This is a genomic window from Nocardia aurantia (genome assembly GCF_009604425.1).
In the GTDB taxonomy this organism is placed as follows: domain Bacteria; phylum Actinomycetota; class Actinomycetes; order Mycobacteriales; family Mycobacteriaceae; genus Nocardia; species Nocardia aurantia.
In genome coordinates, this window is record NZ_WEGI01000007.1 from 12,937 (window position 1) to 31,856 (window position 18,920).

10 protein-coding genes are annotated in these 18,920 nt (G+C 70.5%); 5 read left to right on the plus strand and 5 right to left on the minus strand.

The window, feature by feature from the left end:
* Window positions 1–2: 2 nt before the first annotated feature.
* Both NRB56_RS16545 and NRB56_RS16550 read right to left on the minus strand, forming a co-directional pair.
* The gene (locus NRB56_RS16545; protein WP_153343189.1) at window positions 3–650 is read right to left on the minus strand and encodes a response regulator; all 648 of its coding nucleotides are present in this window, start codon (window positions 648–650) and stop codon (window positions 3–5) included.
* Window positions 651–724: 74 nt separating this feature from the next.
* On the minus strand, window positions 725–1,702 hold the full coding sequence (locus NRB56_RS16550; protein WP_153343191.1) for an Acg family FMN-binding oxidoreductase: 978 nt from the start codon (window positions 1,700–1,702) through the stop codon (window positions 725–727).
* 148 nt (window positions 1,703–1,850) lie between these two features.
* Here NRB56_RS16550 and NRB56_RS16555 point away from each other — a divergent pair, with 148 nt between their 5' ends.
* Window positions 1,851–5,042, plus strand: coding sequence for an HAD-IA family hydrolase (locus NRB56_RS16555; RefSeq protein ID WP_153343727.1), 3,192 nt, complete (start codon window positions 1,851–1,853; stop codon window positions 5,040–5,042).
* A gap of 77 nt (window positions 5,043–5,119) precedes the next feature.
* On the opposite strand, the gene NRB56_RS16560 is transcribed toward NRB56_RS16555, so the two are convergent.
* Together NRB56_RS16560 and NRB56_RS16565 are read right to left on the minus strand one after the other, a co-directional pair.
* On the minus strand, window positions 5,120–6,913 hold the full coding sequence (locus NRB56_RS16560; protein ID WP_153343193.1) for a hydroxysqualene dehydroxylase: 1,794 nt from the start codon (window positions 6,911–6,913) through the stop codon (window positions 5,120–5,122).
* 19 nt (window positions 6,914–6,932) lie between these two features.
* Complete coding sequence (locus NRB56_RS16565) at window positions 6,933–8,276, minus strand: NAD(P)/FAD-dependent oxidoreductase (protein ID WP_319943088.1); 1,344 nt, start codon at window positions 8,274–8,276, stop codon at window positions 6,933–6,935.
* Between the two features lie 175 nt (window positions 8,277–8,451).
* Between NRB56_RS16565 and NRB56_RS16570 the strand changes: the two genes are divergently transcribed.
* The 3 genes from NRB56_RS16570 (at window position 8,452) to NRB56_RS16580 (ending at window position 10,607) form a co-directional block, all read left to right on the plus strand.
* Complete coding sequence (locus tag NRB56_RS16570) at window positions 8,452–9,090, plus strand: TetR/AcrR family transcriptional regulator (protein ID WP_153343196.1); 639 nt, start codon at window positions 8,452–8,454, stop codon at window positions 9,088–9,090.
* 160 nt (window positions 9,091–9,250) lie between these two features.
* A complete protein-coding gene (locus NRB56_RS16575) occupies window positions 9,251–9,841 on the plus strand; it encodes a lipocalin family protein (protein ID WP_153343729.1) in 591 nt (196 codons plus the stop codon).
* Between the two features lie 79 nt (window positions 9,842–9,920).
* Complete coding sequence (locus NRB56_RS16580) at window positions 9,921–10,607, plus strand: alpha/beta fold hydrolase (RefSeq protein WP_153343198.1); 687 nt, start codon at window positions 9,921–9,923, stop codon at window positions 10,605–10,607.
* A 2-nt stretch (window positions 10,608–10,609) separates the two neighbouring features.
* Here the strand turns inward: NRB56_RS16580 and NRB56_RS16585 are convergent, their stop codons facing one another.
* Window positions 10,610–11,161 (minus strand): NADAR family protein, encoded by a 552-nt coding sequence (locus NRB56_RS16585; protein ID WP_153343200.1) that lies wholly within the window; start codon window positions 11,159–11,161, stop codon window positions 10,610–10,612.
* Window positions 11,162–11,517: 356 nt separating this feature from the next.
* Between NRB56_RS16585 and NRB56_RS16590 the strand changes: the two genes are divergently transcribed.
* Window positions 11,518–18,903 carry an amino acid adenylation domain-containing protein gene (locus NRB56_RS16590; protein WP_153343202.1) on the plus strand — a complete coding sequence of 2,462 codons (7,386 nt, stop codon included), beginning with the start codon at window positions 11,518–11,520 and terminating at the stop codon, window positions 18,901–18,903.
* The last annotated feature ends 17 nt before the right edge of the window (window positions 18,904–18,920 follow it).

Sequence of the window (18,920 nt, forward strand, 5' to 3'; positions counted from 1 at the left end):
GGTCAGCGCACGCCACCGTCGGCGGTGCGCAGCCGGGAGGCGTAGACCGCGGCCTGGGTTCGGCGTTCCATGCCCAGTTTCGCCAGCAGACGGGACACGTAGTTCTTGACCGTCTTCTCGGCCAGGAACATGCGCTCGGCGATCTGCCGGTTGGTCAGCCCGTCGCCGAGCAGGTCCAGCAGTCTGCGTTCCTGTTCGGTGAGGCCGGCCAGCGGGCCGTCCGGCTGGGTGCTGCGCCGCAGCCGGTCCATCAGCGCGGCGGCGGCGCGGTTGTCGAGCAGTGAGCGGCCGCTGCCGACGGCCTTGATCGCCGAGGCCAGTTCCATGCCCTTGATGTCCTTGACCACGTATCCGCCGGCGCCGGCCAGGATGGCGTCCATCATGGCCTGCTCGTCGGTGAACGAGGTCAGGATGAGACAGCGCAGATCGTCGAGTTTCGACAGCAGTTCGCGGCACAGTTCGATGCCGTTGCCGTCGGGCAGCCGCACATCCAGGACCGCGACGTCCGGCCGCAGCGCGGGAATCCGCGCCAGCGCTCCGGCCACATCACCAGCCTCGCCGACGACGGTCAGTTCCGGGTCGCCGGACAGCAGATCAACGAGGCCGCGGCGGACTATCTCATGGTCGTCCACCAGGAAAACCGTGATCATGACGGATCCAATCATCGGGAGGGGCGATCCTCACGGTAGGGGTCGCGACCGGCTCCCGATACGGCCGAAGGTCCTCACTGCCGGCGCAGGATCTCCGACAGCGGCAGCCGCGGCGTGGGCTCGGGCGCCGCGCGATCCGCGGGCGCCGCGCCGATCCGGGCCAGCACCTGCGGTTGCGCTGTGCCACCGATCAATTCGCGGATGATCGCCCGGCTGCGATCGTATTCGGTGAGATGGGTGAGCGGGCAGGTCGCGTACCCGGCGACGGTGCTCTCCAGCAGCACCGTGGACAGGGCCTCCCCGCAGCGCAGCACATCCTCGACGCCGTCGGTGTCGGTGGACAGCGCGACCACCACCGAATGGTCGGCGGTCTCCTCGGTGTGCCGCGCGGCTGCCGCCGGGGCCGGCATCCTGCGGCCCACCGGAACCTTCTCCTGCTCCGCGGCCGCGGTCAGCGCGCTCGCCGGGATGCCGGTCGAACCGACGACATGCCCTGTCCACCAATGCAATTCGGCCTGATACCCGGAATCGTAGCGGCGCAGATCGGCGGTGAGCCGGGAGGCGCGGGCCAGGTCGGGGCGGCTGTCCTCGGACAGCACGCTGATCATCGCGAACGCGGGATCGATGATCGACCGCAGCACCACCTCGAATCGGTCCCAGTTCGCCGGGGCGGCGAAGGGCAGCCGGTCGGTGTGGCGGCGGCGGATCGCGTCCGCGCGGTCGCGGTCGGCGTCGGTGACGATCTGCGCCTCGGCGAATCGGACCGTCGCCAAATGATCGTGGCGGTTCGGGTCCGGGAACCGATCGGCCTCCGCCCGCCAGCCGGCCGCCGCCAGCGCGGCGCGCAGGTGGCCCAGCGCGATACCGCACCCGATGATCAGCTGGCGCCCGCTGCTGTCGGTGTTGGGCAGCGACCGCTCGCGGACCGCGAACAACTGCAGCGTCGCGCCGTCGAAGACCCACAGCCACGGCTGACTGTTGTGCAGCGAGGGGGCACGACCGGCCAGTTGGACCGCCTTCTCGATGATCTCTCCGGAAGGGACGGTGTTCATATCCTCCACGGTAGAAGCCGCGCCGGCCACCCGCTCGCCCCCGATCGCCACATCGGGCCCGGACCTGGCGAAGTTCCGAACGGGTGTCGCCCGATCGTGATCTCGGGGCGGTCCGTACCCGTGCCCGGGTGGAACAATGGATCTGGACATGGCACCGGCGACGATCGATGCGCGACGACACGATGCGGTGATCTTCGATATGGACGGGGTGGTCACCGACAGCGCGGCGCTGCATGCCGCGGCGTGGACCGAACTCTTCGCCGAGTTCCTCACCCGGACCGACCCGTCGCCGGGCGCGGACACGAGCCCGTTCACCGCCGACGACTACCGGCGCTGGATCGACGGGAAGCCGCGCTACGCGGCGATCCGGGATTTTCTCGCGGCGCGGGGGATCCCGGTCACCGGCGGCGAGGTGCGTGCGCTGGGTGATCGCAAGAACGAACTGTTCCTGGACCGGATGGCACGCGAGGGCGTGCCGGTGTTCGAGTCGACGGTGGAGGTGGTGCGGCGGTTGCGGGCCGACGGGTTCGGTACCGGACTGTTCTCGGCGAGCCACAACTGCGCGGCGGTGTTGCGCGCGGCGGGAATCGGCGAGTTGTTCCCGGTCCGGATCGACGGCGTGGTCGCCGAGGAGTCGGCGCTGCCGGGCAAACCCGATCCGGCGACACTGCTGGAGGCGGCGCACCGGCTCGGCGCCGCGGCGGAACGCACTGTCGTGGTGGAGGATTCGACGGCGGGGGTGCGGGCCGGGCGGGCCGGCGGTTTCGGCCTGGTGATCGGCGTCGACCGCGGCGGGCACCCGGGGGAATTGCGGGACGCGGGCGCCGATGTCGTGGTCGCAGATCTGGCGGAGGTCGAGGTGCGCGGCGGCGATCGGTTCGCCTGCGACGTGCCCGGCCGGCCTTCCGGATCGGTGGCGACGCTGTCCGAGGGGCCGGCGGCTCCGCCCTCCTGGCTGCTCACCTACGACGGCTACGATCCGCCCGGCGAGCGATTGCGCGAGACGTTGTGCACCGTGGGCAACGGATATCTGGCGGTGCGCGGCGCCGCACCGGAATCCGTTGCGGGCGAACATCATTACCCCGGCATGTACGTCGCGGGCATCTACAACCGGCTCGCCGACGAGATCGGCGGGCACACCGTCGAGAACGAGAGCCTGGTCAATCTGCCCAACTGGCTGCCGGTCACCTTCCGCGTCGACGGGGGCGCCTGGTTCGACCTCGACGAGGCCGAGATCCTCTCCTACCGGCAGGAATTCGATCTGCGCCGGGCGCTGCTGACCCGCCGGTTCCGGTTCCGGGACGACGCGGGCCGCGTCACCGCGGTCTGCCAGCGGCGCTTCGCCGCGATGCACTCGCCGCATCTGTGCGCGCTGGAAACGACTGTCACCGCGGAGAATTGGGCCGGACGGCTGGAGATCCGGACCATCGTCGACGGTGGGGTGCGCAACACCCTGGTGGCACGATACCGCGAATTGTCGGATCGGCATCTGGAAACGGTCGCGGCGCGGGAGCTGTCGGATGACTCGGTCCTGATATCGGTGCGCACCAGCACTTCCCGGATCCCGGTATCGGTCGCCGCCCGGCACATCGTGCGGCGGGAGGGCGAGACATCCACTGTCCGCGGTGAATTCACGACCGGCGGGGACGCGGCCGGTCACCTGTTCGCGCTCGACCTCGGATCGGGGGATTCGGTCACGCTGGAGAAGGTGGCCGCCGTGGTCACCGGGCGCGACCACGCCGTCTCGGCGCCGGACGAGGACGCGGCCCGCCGGCTGGCCGACGCGGCGGGATTCGCCGAACTGCTCACGGCCCACAGCCTCGCCTGGTCGCATCTCTGGGACCGCCTGTGCCTGGAACTCGACAACCGCGAACACCCGCTGCGGGTGATGCGCCTGCATCTGCTGCACGTGGCCCAGACCCTGTCGCCGCACACCGCCGATCTGGACGCCGGGGTACCCGCTCGCGGGCTGCACGGCGAGGCCTACCGCGGACACATCTTCTGGGACGAACTGTTCGTCTTCCCGATCCTCAACCCCCGTTTTCCCGCGCTGACCAGAGCGTTGCTCCGCTATCGGCACCGCCGGTTGCCGGAGGCCCGGCGCGCGGCCGCCGCGGCGGGCCGCAAGGGGGCGCAGTTCCCGTGGCAGTCCGGCAGCGACGGGCGCGAGGAGAGCCAGTCGCTGCATCTGAATCCGCTGTCCGGACGGTGGCGGCCCGATCCCAGTCACCGCGCGCACCACATCGGCGGCACGATCGCGTACAACGTCTGGCAGTACTACCAGGTGACCGGCGATATCGAATTCCTCACCGAATACGGCGCCGAACTGCTGGTGGACATCGCCCGATTCTGGTCCAGCGCAGCCGTTTTCGATCCGGAGACCGGTCGCTGTCATCTGACCGGCGTGGTCGGCCCCGACGAATTCCACTCCGGCTATCCCGACGCTCCGCAGGACGGGGTCGACGACAACACCTACACCAACATCATGGCCGTCTGGACGATCTGCCACGCGGAACGGGCCTTGAACCTGCTGGCGCCCCGGGTCCGGGACCGCCTGCTCGAGTCGCTCGGCGTGGAGCCCGGCGAGCCGGAGCGGTGGGACACGGTGAGCCGCCGCCTGACGATCCCGTTCCATGACGGCGTCCTCAGTCAGTTCGCGGGGTACGAGCAACTGGCCGAACTGGATTGGGACCACTACCGCAGGACCTATCCGGACATCCGGCGGCTGGATCGCATCCTCGAGTCCGAGGGCGACGACATCAACCGCTACCGCGCCGGTAAACAGGCCGACGTCCTCATGCTGTTCTATCTGCTGTCGGCCGACGAGGTCCGGGAGATCCTGCGCCGCCTCGGCTACGACCTGCCCGGCGAGATGATTCCCCGCACCATCGACTACTACCTGGCCCGCACCTCACACGGCTCCACCCTCAGCGCGGTCGTGCACGCCTGGGTGCTGGCCCGCGCCGACCGTTGCCGCGCCATGCGATTCTTCCGGCAGGTCCTCGACGCCGACATCGCCGACATCCAGGGCGGCACGACCGAGGAGGGAATCCACCTCGGCGCCATGGCCGGCAGTATCGATCTGGTCCAGCGGTGCTTCTCCGGCCTGGAGATCCGGGACGATCACCTGGTCCTCGATCCGCAGTGGCCCCCCGAACTGGGCGGACTGACCTTTCCGATCGTCTATCGCGGCCATCGGCTGACCATCCGCATCGACACCACCCGGGTGGAGGTCCGCTCCGATCCCGGCACCGCGGCGCCGGTCGAGATCCATTGCGCCGCAAGGGTACAACGACTGTCGCCGGGCGGCGTGGTGCGCTGGCCGGTCGCCGGGCCCTGACCCGCGGACCGGGCGGCGGCCCGTGCCGCGACGACAGCCGAATCGCGATACTCGTCAGCCGCGGACCCGATCGCCTATTAATCCAGGAGGTGGGGCAGGCCGGCTCGGTAGCGGTCGGCGTCGAGACGGCGCAGCGCGGCGAATTCGGCCGGCTCGACCAGGGGGAAGATCGCCGCGCGCGGGCCGGGGTCGTTCGCGGCGTCCATCACGGCGTTGGCGGCGGCGCGACCGGATTCGTTGGCGCCCTCCATGGTCGCCAGATCGATGGAGGTGCGGACGTGGTCGCCGCCGAAGAACAGGTTGGGGATCGCGCAGTGCGCGTCGGGCCGGTTGTCGTACGACCCGACGGTGTTGACCAGCAGCGGGGTGTCGTTGTGGGTGACGCCGCCGGACCAGTGGACGCCCGGGTCCAGGTGCCAGGTGGCGAGGTCCTCGTCCCGCAGCCAGTCGGTGGTGGTGTTCAGCCAGGCTTGCAGCTGGGCCCAGGTCTCCTGCGCGACCTCCTCGGCGGTGCACAGTCTGGCGGGTTTGCCGAACCGGATACCTGGCGCATCCCAGTCCGACACATCGACACTCAGGCATTCGAGGACCGTGCCGTCGCCGTAGCGGGCGGGGAAGTCGACCGGCCACATGGGGGCCTGGCGCAGGGCGGTGAGCGCCCACGGGGTGCCGAGGGCGGCGATGTGCCCCTCGGGCAGCCCGGTGGGGCGGTTCAGATAGAACTGGATGCCCACCATCCAGTCGGTCATCAGGTCGCGCATGCCCGCCAGCCGCGGATCGGCCGCCAGGATGGCGTCGTCCAGGAGGTCCACCACGCGGTCCACCGGCATGGCGCAGATGTACCAGTCGGCGGTCACCCGGCTCACCGCACCGGCGGCGTCCCGCACCGTCACGGCCGCGATCCGGCCATCGTCGAGATTCAGAACCGTTGCGCGCGTGCCCATCTCGAAGCGCACGCCGCGCGAGCGCAGGTAGTCGGCCCAGGGATCGATCCACACCTCGTTGGTGGGACCGTTCAGGATCCGGTCGGCGCCGCCCTGATACTGCGGGTACAGGCCGGTGCTCGCCAGGACCAGCGCCTCGCCGATGGTGCCGATCGTGCGGGCCGAGCTCAGGTGCGGCTTCGCGGCCACCGTGATCCGGGTCAGCGCCGACACCAGATACTCCTGATAGGCAGGCGATTTGCCGTCCGCCGCGAGCATGTCCCACCACGAGATGTATTCCAGCTGCCCATAGCGCCGCTCGGTGGAGCAGGTGAACCACAGGGCCATCCGCCGGCCGAAGAAGGCCAGTTCGGCCGGCGGCAGCCCGGGGATGAACGACAGCGCCGAGGCGATCGAGGACTGCACCAGTTCCGGTGTGAGCCTGGTGATTCCGCGCAGGCCGACGGGCGCGAAGATCGGCGGCAGGTTCCGGAACCCGACAACCGCGGACTCCACCCGGATCAGGTTGTCGCGGACACCGTTCGGGTTGCCCCGGAACGGGATTCGGCTCATGGTGTCCGGGACGTGCTGATAGCATCCGGGGAAGAACCGGAAGCCGTGCTCGCCGGGCAGGTCCAGCCGCCCGCCCCGGCCGGTGCCGGGCACGCCCATGCTGCGCGCCTTGCCGCCGAGATAAGCGGGCTCGTAGACGGTGACGGCGTAGCCGCGTTCGATCAGTTCGTGGGCGGCCGAGAGGCCGGACATGCCCCCGCCGAAGACGGCGACGTCGCGGCCGGCCGGCGCCGGGGAGCGCCGCCGTGGGGTGGCGACGGCGGGACCGGTGGCCGCCGCCGCGGCCGCGATCGAGACCCCGGCCAGGGCGGCGCCTCGCAGCACCGTGCGACGCCGGATACCTGCCGGGTCCGCGGCCCGAGTGTGTTCATACATGCGGATCTCCCTGGGAGAGTTACCGATTCGGCGACTGTTGCGCCGTGCTGAGATGTGCCGGGCGCTGCAGCCAGCCCTCGGCGATCCCGCGCACCTCGTCGGCGACCTGGGACACCAGGTCGCCGCGACGGCCGCGGGAATTCCGGAAGGCCCGCGCGGTCAGGACGACCAGCCGGGCCGGGTCGAGGATCCGTGACGGCGCCCGGGTGCGCGACATCACCTCGAGGGTGGCGGCGGCCAGCCGCGGATCCCGGGCGGCCGCGCGGTACAGCTCGATCTCCAACGGCCCCATGGCCTCTCCGCGGGCGAGGCGGTTGGTCCAGCGGTACATCGCGGCGCATTCCCGCTCCCGGCGCCACGCCCAGGAGCGCAGCGCACGGTCGAGGGCGGCCGGGTCGTCCAGTGCCGGGGCCGCCGCGGCGCCGAGCAGCCGACCGTACCGCAGCGCGTCCCGGATGCCCTGGGCGGTGACCGGATCCTTGAAATGCCCGGAGTCGCCGGGCAGTGCCCAGCCGGGCCCGCTGGACCGGCGGAACCAGGAGATCAGGCCGGTGGCCGAGCGCACCCGGCCGACCCGCTCGCAGCCCCGTAATCGGTTGTGCAGCGCCGGAATTCCGGCGACGGCGGCACGATAGGCGGCCTCGGCGGCGCCCGGCCCCCGCCCGGCGTATCCGGCGGGCGGCTGCACCAGGCACAACATCAGGCCGTCGTCGCAGGGGAACGCCGTCCCGAGCAACGGACCCTCCCGCCACTGCGCGGCGATCTGCCGCCGATCCTCGTGCGGGTCCGTCCAATACGCGAAGTAGCAGTCGCGCCCGCTGGGCTCGCTGCGGTGCGGGTCGCCCGCCGCGACCAGCCGCGCCACCGTGCTGGCCCGGCCGTCGGCACCGATCACCAAGGGGGCGCGCAGTTCTCGCTCGACCCGGTCGTGATCGCGATACCGCACCCCGGCGATCCGGCCGTCGTGCCGGATCAGCTCGTGCACCCGGCATCGTTCCCGCACCTCGGCGCCCGCCGCCCGCGCGGTGGCGACCAGCGCGGCGTCGAGCGCCGGACGGCGCACGCACAGGGCGTAGTCGATGCCGGTCACGTCGGGGAACCGGGACCGGATCTCGAATCCCGCCCCGGCGGCGAGGGCCGTGGTCAGCCGGGGCGCCCCGGAGCCGAGCACGCGCTCGAGTGCGCCGAGGTCGCGCAGTTCGACGACCCCGGCGGGCCAGAGCAGATGGGTGGACAGGGTGTCGGACGGAAACGCGGCGGCGTCCAGCACCACCACCCGCCGGCCGGCGCGGGCGAGTTCGATCGCCGTCGCGGAGCCGGCGCACCGCGCGCCGACCACGATCACGTCGGTGTGTTCGGGCACCGATCCCACCGTCTCGGACGCGGATCCCACGAGAGCCCCCGGTCACTATGTCTCGGACACTATGTCCGACTATGTTAGGGCCGATTCACGCCGGTCCGGGGGCAATCGGCCGAAATCGGCATATCCTGCGGCGCACGGGCAGAATGGAACCCATGACCGCGCCGGGAAGCACCGCATGGCGTCGCTGACACGCGTCGCGAAGGAGCGCCGCCCGCAACCGGACGACGACCGCCGCAGCGAATTCGAGACCCGGGTGCTGCACGCGCTCGAGGAGCTGATGGCCGACGGCACGCCGTACACCGAACTCGCCGTCCAGCGCATCGCGACCGCCTCGCACATGGCCCGCTCGACCTTCTACCGCTACTTCCCGGACAAGAGCCGGCTGCTGATCCGGATGGCGGATCTCGTCACCGCCGACCTGTTCGCCGCCGCGGAGCACTGGTGGCGGGCCGACCACGCCGAGGCGCGGCAGACCGTGGTCGTCGCGATGACCCAGATGATCGCCGGCTTCCGTCGCCACAGCGCGCTGCTGAACGCGCTGACCGAGGTCTCCGCCTACGATCGCGACGTCGGCCGATACTGGAGCGGACGGGTGCGGCGGTTCCGCACCGTCGTGTGCGAACGTCTTGCGGCCGAACAGCGTTCGGGCAACATCGACGACGGGTTCGATGTCACCGGTACGGCGATCGTGCTGACCTCCATGGTGGAGCGGACCATCTCGGTGGCCTGCTCCGGACAATCACTGGTCGACGACCGGGTGCTCGCCGAATCGCTGGGCCGGGCCATCTGGCTCGTCGTCTACGGCGAGGACTGAGTCCCTTCTCCGCTTCGCACCCGCGGTATGGCCGATCTCACCATGCATCGATTCTGCATCGATTGGTGGGTATCGTGGGGGTATGACGAGGCCGAACCGTGCGCATGCCGACCCGATCACCCCGGGCTCCGCCCGAGCCCGCCGGTTACTCCGAACCGCGATGACCGCAACGGTTTTCGCCACCCTGGCCGGCGGCGCGGCGACCGCGTCGGCGCAGCCTCCCGGGCCCGCGCCGGTGGCGCGCCTCGATCTGGATCGCTACCTGGGCACCTGGTATCAACTGGCGGCGGTGCCGCAGTACTTCAATCTGGTCTGCGCGCGGGACACCCGGGCCGAGTACGCGCTGAAGCCGGACAACGATGTCGCCGTGCGCAATACGTGCACCACGTGGTCCGGCGGGGCGAACACGATCGACGGCACGGCCCGGCTCAATGATCCGGACACCATGGCGCAGTTCCATGTCAGCTTCCCCGGGGTGCCGACGCAGGAGCGGCCGGACGGGCCCATCAACTACATCGTGACGGCACTGGGCGAGGACTATGTCTGGGCGTTGGTCACCGATCCGAGTGGTGCGTCCGGGTTCGTCCTCTCCCGCACTCCGGCACTCGATGCGGCGCAGTGGGATCGGATCCACGCCGCGATCACCGCCGCCGGCCAGGACGACTGCCGATACCTGGTGTCACCGACGACGGGCGGCCTGCCGGACCCGGCGCCGCTGTGCGGGCTCCGGGTCACCCGGGCGCTCCGATAGGGTGGATCGAGGGCCGGCTGCCGCCGATCACGCTGCGGCACGCGGCCTTCGGTGTGCGGAGCGAGAGGTGGGGAGTGGCATGACGGATTTGCACATTCGCGAATGGGGCGCGGGGGACCGCCTCGCGGTACTCGTCCACGGCATGACCACCGATTCCGGATCCTGGTGGGCCCTCGGCCCGGTACTCGCGGACCGCGGGTACCGGGTGCTCGCCCCGGACCTCCCGGGCCACGGCCGCAGTCCCCGTGGGGATTACGCCCTGCGCAGCCTGGGTGACGCCCTGGCGGAGGCGGTTCCGGGACGGCCCGAACTGGCGATCGGTCACTCCCTCGGCGGGCTGGTACTCGCCGCCGCGGTGGAACGGATCCGCCCGGATCGCGCCGTCTACGTCGATCCGCCCTGGGGAGTGCCGCCGGGCGCGGAGGTCGGCGAGTTCCTGCGCGCGCAGCAGGGCTGGACGATCGAGGAACTCGCCGCCTTCCATTTCCGCTGGCGGCCCGAAGCCGTCCGCGAGAAGCACGCGGCCCTGGCGCGCTGGGATCCGGAATCCCTCGTCACCGCGGCGGATTTCCCCGGCGATCGGCCGGTCCCGCCGCCGGTTCCGTCGCTGGTGGTCGCGGCCGACGATCAGCCGATGATCCACCCCACCCTGGCCGGGCGGCTCCGCACCGAGGGATACGAGGTGCGGGTGGCGCCGGGCACCGGGCATGTCGTGCACAACGACGACCTCGACACCTTCCTCACGACCGCCGAGGGCTGGTTGTAGCGCTACCGGGCAAGCGCCGCGCGGGCCTCCATCAGGGCGAACCCGAGCAGATTGAGGCCCTCCCATCGAGTGGGCTCCGCGGCGCGCGGATCGTCGGCGGCGAGTCCGATACCCCAGATCCGGTCCACCGGGCTGGCTTCCACGAGGACTCGGTCACCGGTGTCCGTCAGGTATTGCCGAAGATCCTCGTGCTGTGCGAATTTGGCGGCACTCCCGGCCACGACGATCTCGAAACGATGCGCTTGCCAGAGAATGTCATCGAATCCGCTGATCTGCCGGCCCAGCGATTTCACCTCGCGAGGATGTTCGGCGTTCAGCACTCGATCGGCGCTCGCGGTATCCCCGAAAAGTATTGCCTTGCGCCACATCATGTAGTGCTCGGCGGTGCGAAAGGTGAGCCCGTCGACGGTGAACTCGGCGGGCCACCACTGGCTGAGGTAATGCGGCCCGGCGGACCCCTCCCGGGGCGGCCGATGCCCCCAGAACAGGAGATATTCCACCTGCTCACCGGCTGCCAGTAGCTCGACCAGGCCGGTGACACTTCGCGCTCGCATCCCGCGATTGTGCCCCGGTCGCCGGCCGGAGCGCACCCGGATATCGCCCGGGGCCCGCCGGATCGGTGCCGGACGGCCCGGCTCCGCAGGCCGGCCGGCGATGCCGGCAACCCCCGAAAGTTGTGGTGCTGACCGATTTTCGCGACATTCGCCGCTGTCGCGATGCCGGAGCGGCCGTTTCCCAGTGCCGGTAATTTCCGTTGACATCACCCACCGTTCTTCGGTTAGGCTGTCGAATGGAGACCGAGCGTTAGCTTGGTCGTGGGATTCATTGCAACGCAACAGTTTCGGGTTCGACATGGTCGAACCGCGCCGTCTCGTGACGGTGCATCGCAACGGTTCACAGTGGGGTACCCATGTCTGTTTCCACCCGTCTGCCGCTCACCGCTTACCAGCGTGATATCTGGGCGGTCGCCGAGCTACATCCGGATCTGCCCAGTTATCTCTGTTGTGCGGTGTGGCACTTGACTATTCCCGTCGATGTGCCGGCGATGGCCGCGGCGGCGGAGCGTACACTGGGACGAAACGACGGCCTGCGGATGCGCTACGGAGTGTCCGACGGCGTGCCCTATCAGGAGTTGCCGCCCGGCCGGATCCCGCCGGTGCGGGTGCTCGACGTCACCGATGCCGACGATCCGGAAGCGACTGCACAGCAGTACATTCGGGAGCTCACCGGTTCGCCGATCGACGTGACCGGCCCGGAGCCGTTCCGCTTCACCATTATCCGGGCCGGTGACATCTCCTGTCATCTGGTCACCACCGCGCACCACCTGATGGTCGACGCGACCGGACTGCGCAACTTCCGGGCCGAGCTCCTGAACGATTACTCGGTGACCGCCGGGACCGGGGTCCCGCCCGACCTGCCGGGATCCTCGTTCGCCGAATGCCTTGCGTACGAACGCGACTACCGGGCGAGCGCGCAGTACCGCATCGATCGCGGCGCCTTCACGTCCCGGTTGCGCGGCGTCACACCCGCGCTGTTCGATCGCCGGCACGGCATCGAGGAGCTCGCACCGATCGTCACCCGGGGGTTCACGCTCGATCGGGCGCTGGTCGACCGCATCCGGGCGGCCGGTCTCTCGCTGTACCCGTACCTGTGCGCGATGCTCGGCGTCTACCTGTCCCGAGTCCTGCGGTCGGAGGACATCGTCCTCGGTGTCCCGTTCAGCAACCGCAACAATCCGGCCGAGCAGGCTACCGTCGGCAACTTCGCCAATACGCTGCCGCTGCCGATCCGGACCGCCGCGCATCCGACGGTCGCGGCGCTGGTGGACGCGGTGAAAACCGATGTGCGCCAGATGAAGCAACATCAACGGTACCCGCTCGGCGATCTGGTGGCCGAGCTGCGCCGGGCCGGTGACCGGGTGCAGCGGTTCTTCGACGTCACCGTCTCCTATGTCCGGCTGCCGCCCGGTCGCGGCCGGGTCGAGGGGCAGAGCCCGGGGCAGTCGTCGGTGTCGACCACGTTCGCCGGCTCGGGCCTACCGGCCTACAGCCCGAACACGATGGCCTGGACGATCATGGAGGTGGACGAGGGCCCGCTGCCGATCCGGCTGGACTACGCCGTGGATGTCTTCGACGCCGACTACACCGTCGAATCCGTCGTCGCCGGACTGATCACGCTGCTGGACAGCGGGATCGCCATGCTGGACGCCGATCCGGCCGAACTGTCCGTGGTGCCCCCGGCCGACCACGATCTGCTGATCGACCGGCAGCGGGCCACCGAACGTCCCTACGACGATTCGGCGAACGTGGCGGGCGCGATTCTGACGCGGGCGGAGCGCACTCCGGAGGCGGTCGCGCTGTACCCGGCCGCCGGGCCCGCGCTCACCTGCCGGGAACTCGTGGATCGGACGGTAGCGCTGTCGATCCGGTTGCGGGAGAACGGCATCGGGCCCGGGGATCCGGTCGCGGTCGTGCTCGAACGCGGGATCGATCTGGTGGTCGCGATTCTCGCCACCATGTACGCGGGCGCCGCCTATGTCCCGATCGACCCGGGCTATCCGGCCGAGCGGATCGAATTCCTGCTCACCGACAGTGCCGCGGCCGTGGCCCTGACCGATGCCACCGGTGCGGCGATCGCCGGGCGCGCGGGCGTGACCGCGTTGACCTCCGACCGCTGGACCGCGGGCGCAGCGGTGGCCGAACCGCGACCCGGGCCGATGCCCGGCGGTGCCGAACTGGCCTATGTGATCTACACGTCCGGATCCACCGGGCTGCCCAAAGGCGTGGAGGTGGAGCATCGTTCGGTGATCAACCGGCTGGCCTGGATGCAGCGCCGGTACCCGCTGCGGCCCGACGACGTGATCCTGCAGAAGACACCGGCGTCGTTCGACGTCTCGGTATGGGAGTTGTTCTGGTGGGGGCTCGCCGGCGCTCGCGCGGCGCTGCTGAAGCCCGGCGGTGAGAAGGATCCTCGCGACATCCTGGACGCGGTCGACGAGTTCGGTGTCACGGTGCTGCATTTCGTGCCGTCGATGCTGACGCCCTTCCTGGAGCTGCTGGAGGCCGGTCCGTCGCTGGTATCCCGGGCAGCGCGGCTGCGGATCGTCTTCTGCAGCGGGGAAGCGCTACTGCCGCATCAGGTCTCACGCTGGAATCGGGCCTTCGAACCGCTCGGCGCCCGCGCCCCGCGGTTGGTCAATCTGTACGGCCCGACCGAGGCGACGGTCGACGTCACCTGGTACGACTGCCCCACCGACCCGGACCTGCCGGTGACCCGGGTGCCGCTCGGCCGGCCGATCGACAACACCCGCCTCTACGTCCTCGGACCCGCCGACCGGCCCCAACCTGTCGGTGTGCCGGGCGAATTGGGTATCGCGGGCGCGGGTGTCGCGCGCGGTTACCGGAACCGGCCGGAGCTGACCGCGCAGAAGTTCGTCCCCGATCCGTTCCATCCCGGGGAGCGCATGTACCGCACCGGCGACATGGTCCGCCGGCTGGCGGACGGCGACCTGGAATATCTCGGCCGGATCGACCGTCAGGTGAAGATCCGCGGCAACCGCGTCGAACCGGGGGAGGTGGAGAACGCCCTGGCCGCCGTACCCGGGATCACCGCCGCCGCGGTCATCGAGTGGCAGTCACCCGGCCGCGGCAGCCGGCTCGCCGCCTACTGTGTGTCCGCGAGCCCGCTCGAACCCGCCGCGCTGCGGGCCGCGCTCTCGACCACCTTGCCGGAGTTCATGATTCCCGCGGAGTTCATCGGTGTCGACGCCATCCCCCGCACGCCGAGCGGCAAGACCGACCGGAACGCGCTGGCCGCGATCCGGCCCGGCGGCGCGGCCGGCCCGGCGAGCCCGCCGCGCACCCGGGTGGAGGATCAGCTCGCGGGCATCTGGCGCGAGGTGTTCGGCCGCGAGTCGATCTCGGTGACGGACAACTTCTACGACCTCGGCGGCGACTCGATCCTGCTGCTCCGGGTACGGGCGCGCGCCGAGGCGCGCGGATTGTCCTTCGCCGCAAGCGATCTGGCCGAATCACCGACCATCGCCGAACTGGCGGAACGGGTCCGCGTCGCGGAGACGGCCACAGCGGCGGTGACACCCTTCGAACTGGTGGCGGTGATCGACCGGGCCCGGCTCGGCCACGTCGCCGACGCCTATCCGCTGACCCGCCTGCAACTGGGCATGCTGTTCCACAGTCGCGAACGTGCCGGAACACCGCTCTACCAAGATGTTTTCCGGTACTCGCTGCGCATGGACTGGGACGAGGCGGCGTTGCGCACCGCCCTCGCGCGGGCCGTCGCACGGCACCCCGTGCTGCGGACCTCCTTCGAGCCCGCCGCCTTCTCCGAACCGTTGCAGCTGGTCCATCACCACGTGGACGCACCGTTGACGATCACCGATCTGCGGGCGGCGGCACCGGAGACGGCCGACGCGGTCGTGGGACACCATGTCGCGCAACGGCGAACGGAGCCCTACGATTTCGGCCGGCCCGGGCTGTTCCACGTGGCGATCTTCCGGCGCGCGGACCGGATCGATCTGGTGTTGTCGTTCCACCATGCCATCCTCGACGGCTGGAGCGTGGCCACGGTGCTGTCGGAGCTGCTGGCCGATTATCGCGCACCGGCCCGAGGTTCGGGCCGAGAGCCCGAGCTGCCGTCGTTCGCCGAATACGTACGCGCCGAACGGGAGTCGATCGCGGACCCCGTCGACCGCCGGTACTGGACCGAACTGCTGGCCGGTGCGGAATCCACCCGCATCCCCGGCATGCGGCCGCACGTGCCGATCGCTCCCGCCACCGGACCCGCGGCCGCGAATGCCCGGATATCCGTGTCGATTCCGATCACCGCCGCCCTGCGGGAGCGGGCGGACCGGCTGGCCGCCGAGGCGCACCTGCCCCTCAAGACGGTGCTGCTGACCACCCATCTGTGCACCCTGAGCCGGCTGTCCGGCCGCACGGACGTCACGACCGGCGTGGTCACGCATGGCCGGCCGGATCTGCTCGATGCCGAGCGTACGGCCGGGTTGTTCCTCAACACCATGCCGTTCCGGCTGGACCTCGCGGGCTGCGACAGCCGGCTCGGGGTTCTGACCGCCCTCTTCGCACAGGAGCGGAACAGCGCGCCGCACAAGCGTTTTCCGCTCACCGAGATTCAGCATGACCTCGGCCTGACGCTGGACACGGCGTTCAACTACATCCACTTCCACGCCTTCGGCGCGACCCTGCGAGCCCTGGACGTGGAACTGCTCGGCGTCGACGTCCGAGAGGATACCAACTTCGCCCTGCTGGTCAACGCCGTCCGCAACCCGTCCGACGGCAGCCTGTCGTTGCGCCTCGACGGCGACCCCACCCACTACACCCACGACCAGTTGACGCTGATCGGCGACACGTATCTCGCGATCCTGCGCCTGCTCACCGACGATCCCACCGGCCCGGCCGACTTCGGAGCCCTCGCTCCGGACACGCCCCGACTGCTCGCGGCGGACACCGATCCCGGCACGCCCGCTGCGGCGGCACCGTATCGGCCCGCAACAGACACCGACCTCGGCACGCCCACTCCAGCCCTACCGCAACAGCCCACAACCGACACCGATCCCGGCACGTTCGTTCCAGTCACGCCGCAACAGCCCACAGCTGCCCCTGGGCCCGGCACCGTGATCGATCTGTTCGCCGCTTGCGTCGCTGCGGCGCCGGAGACCGTCGCCCTCGAATTCGGTTCCCGCACCGTCACATACGCGGAACTGGCCGATATGTCCGAACGAATCGCAGCAGCCCTGGTGGCACGTGGGGTCCGGCCTGGCGACCGGATCGCGCTCGCGATGGACCGCGGGCCGGAACTGGTGGCCACTGTGCTCGCCATCGCGAAAGCGGGTGCCGCCTGTGTACCGCTGGACGTGAGCTATCCGCTGCCTCGCCGGCAGGCCATGCTAGAGCAGGCCCGGCCGGTCGCGGTGATCACCGGCGTTGGTTTCGAAACGACTGTGCCGCAGGAGTATTCGTGCCTGCGATTGGATGAACTGCTCAACTCGCCCCCGTCGGCCGAGCTGCCCCAGGTCCCCCCGGCCGCGACCGCGTACGTGCTGTTCACCTCCGGCTCGACCGGCACGCCGAAGGGGGTGGCCATGCCGCACCGGGCGCTGGCGAATCTGATCCGGTGGCAGTTGTCGGCGCCCAGCGGACGGCTGCCGGAGACCGGACGCGCCCCGGTGACAACGCAATTCGCGCCGCTGTCGTTCGATGTCGCGTTCCAGGAGATCTGGTCGACGCTGTGCGGCGGCGGGCGGCTGGTCCTGCTCACCGAGGAACAACGGCACGATCTGCCCGCGCTGGCCGGTCTGCTGCGGACCACCGGCACCGAGCGGATCTTCCTGCCGTACGTGGCCTTACAGCAACTCGCCGAGGCCGCCACCCGGCTGGGCACCGCGCCGGCGACGCTGCGGGTGATCGTCTCCGCCGGTGAGCAATTGCGGATCACCGACGAGATCCGCGCCCTCTGTGCCGCGGGCACCGGCGTGATCCTGGAAAATCAGTACGGCCCCACCGAAACCCATGTCGCCACCGCTTACACGATGATCGGCGACCCGGCGCGGTTCCCGGTGCTGCCGCCGATCGGGACCGCGATCGGCAACGCCGAGATCCTGATCCTGGACCACCAGTCTCGGGCCGTGCCCGACGGGGTGCCCGGTGAGATCCATCTCGGCGGCGCGGCACTGGCCGACGGCTACCTCGGCCGCCCCGGCCTGACCGCTGCCGCCTTCCGGCCGCATCCCGGCACGGCCGGCGCGCGGCTCTATCGCACCGGCGATATCGGCCGCCGGCTGCCCACCGGCGAGGTGGTGTGCGACGGACGCCGGAGCGGGCAGGTCAAGATCCGCGGTCATCGGGTGGAACCGATGGAGGTGGAGTTGGCCCTGCAGCGGGTCACCGCGTCGCTGCCGGGCGTCACCGAGGTCGCCGTCGTCGCACACCACAGTGCCGGTGACTCCAGTGCGCACACCCGGCTGGTGGCGTTCCTGGTCGGTTCCCGCGCCGGTGTGGACGAACCCGGCATCCTGGCCGCGCTCCGGGAATGGCTGCCGGAGTACATGATTCCCGCGCGAGTGGTCCGGCTGGACGCGATGCCGTTGACTCCCAGCGGTAAACGGGCCGACGCGGTACTGGCCGCCCGGCCGTTGCCGCCCGTCGCGCCGGTCGGCGCGGTGGCGCCGCGCACCCCGGCCGAATCGGTGGTGGCGGCACTCGTGGCCGAAACGCTGGGACTGACCGAAATCGGCGTCCACGACGACTTTTTCGCGCTGGGCGGTACCTCGCTGACCGCGGTGCGGCTGATCGTATCCCTCGAACAGCGGTTCGGGATCTCGCTGCCGGTCTCGTCGCTGGCCACCGGCCCCACGGTGGCCGCGCTGGCCCGGCGGCTGCGGGAACGGCCGGACGCGCGAGTCGATCCGCTGGTCCGGTTGCGCGACGGCGAGGGCGCCCCGCTGTTCCTGGCGCCGCCGATCGGCGGAAATGTGCTCTGCTACGTCGAATTGGGCAAGCTGCTGCCCGAGGGCCGGCCGCTCTTCGGGTTGCAGTCCGCGGGCCTGCAACCGGGCACCGTCGCGTCGGCGTCGATGCGGGAGATCGCGCGCGACCATCTCGCCGCGATCCGGCGGATCCAGCCGGAGGGTCCCTACCACCTGGGCGGCTGGTCGCTGGGCGGCATGACGGCCTTCGAGATGGCCCGGCAGCTGACCGAGGTGGGCGAGCAGGTGAGCACACTGGTGCTGATCGACGCCATGACGGTCGGGCACGGCGACGCCGCACCGGTGTCGGAGCACCGGCTGCGGGAATTCTTCCTGTGGGAGTTGCTCTTGCCGGCGCGCGGCGCGGACGACGCCGCGGTCGAGATCCCGGCCGAACTCGTCGGCGACGACGAGGTTTTCGACTTCATGCTCGCGGCCGCCGTCGAGGCGGGCGTGCTGCCCGCCGCCGGTTCGCGGGCGCTGGTCCGGCGGCTGTTCGATGTGTTCGTGAACAATTGGCGCGCGTTCACCGGCTATCGCCCGCAGCCCTACGCCGGCCGTATCACCCTGTTGCGCGCCGCCGAACCGCTGCCGGCGATGCTGCGCCTGTCGCACGATCGGGTCGGCACCCTGCATCGGGACCCCACCAACGGCTGGGATGTCCACGCCGCCGGGGGAATCGACGTGATCGAGGTGTCCGGCGATCATCTCACGCTCATCCAACCGCCGCGGGTCGTCGAGGTGGCCGCCCAGCTCGAGCGACTGCTCGGCCCCACCACGGCGAGTGTCTCGTGAACCGTTCCGTTCCGCTA

Bases quoted from the DNA above. Each gene is read 5' to 3' on its own strand.
- NRB56_RS16555 (WP_153343727.1), top strand. From the start codon at position 1,851: ATGGCACCGGCGACGATCGATGCGCGACGACACGATGCGGTGATCTTC.
- NRB56_RS16560 (WP_153343193.1), bottom strand. From the start codon at position 6,913: ATGTATGAACACACTCGGGCCGCGGACCCGGCAGGTATCCGGCGTCGC.
- NRB56_RS16550 (WP_153343191.1), bottom strand. From the start codon at position 1,702: ATGAACACCGTCCCTTCCGGAGAGATCATCGAGAAGGCGGTCCAACTG.
- NRB56_RS16545 (WP_153343189.1), bottom strand. From the start codon at position 650: ATGATCACGGTTTTCCTGGTGGACGACCATGAGATAGTCCGCCGCGGC.
- NRB56_RS16590 (WP_153343202.1), top strand. From the start codon at position 11,518: ATGTCTGTTTCCACCCGTCTGCCGCTCACCGCTTACCAGCGTGATATC.
- NRB56_RS16570 (WP_153343196.1), top strand. From the start codon at position 8,452: ATGGCGTCGCTGACACGCGTCGCGAAGGAGCGCCGCCCGCAACCGGAC.
- NRB56_RS16575 (WP_153343729.1), top strand. From the start codon at position 9,251: ATGACCGCAACGGTTTTCGCCACCCTGGCCGGCGGCGCGGCGACCGCG.
- NRB56_RS16580 (WP_153343198.1), top strand. From the start codon at position 9,921: ATGACGGATTTGCACATTCGCGAATGGGGCGCGGGGGACCGCCTCGCG.
- NRB56_RS16585 (WP_153343200.1), bottom strand. From the start codon at position 11,161: ATGCGAGCGCGAAGTGTCACCGGCCTGGTCGAGCTACTGGCAGCCGGT.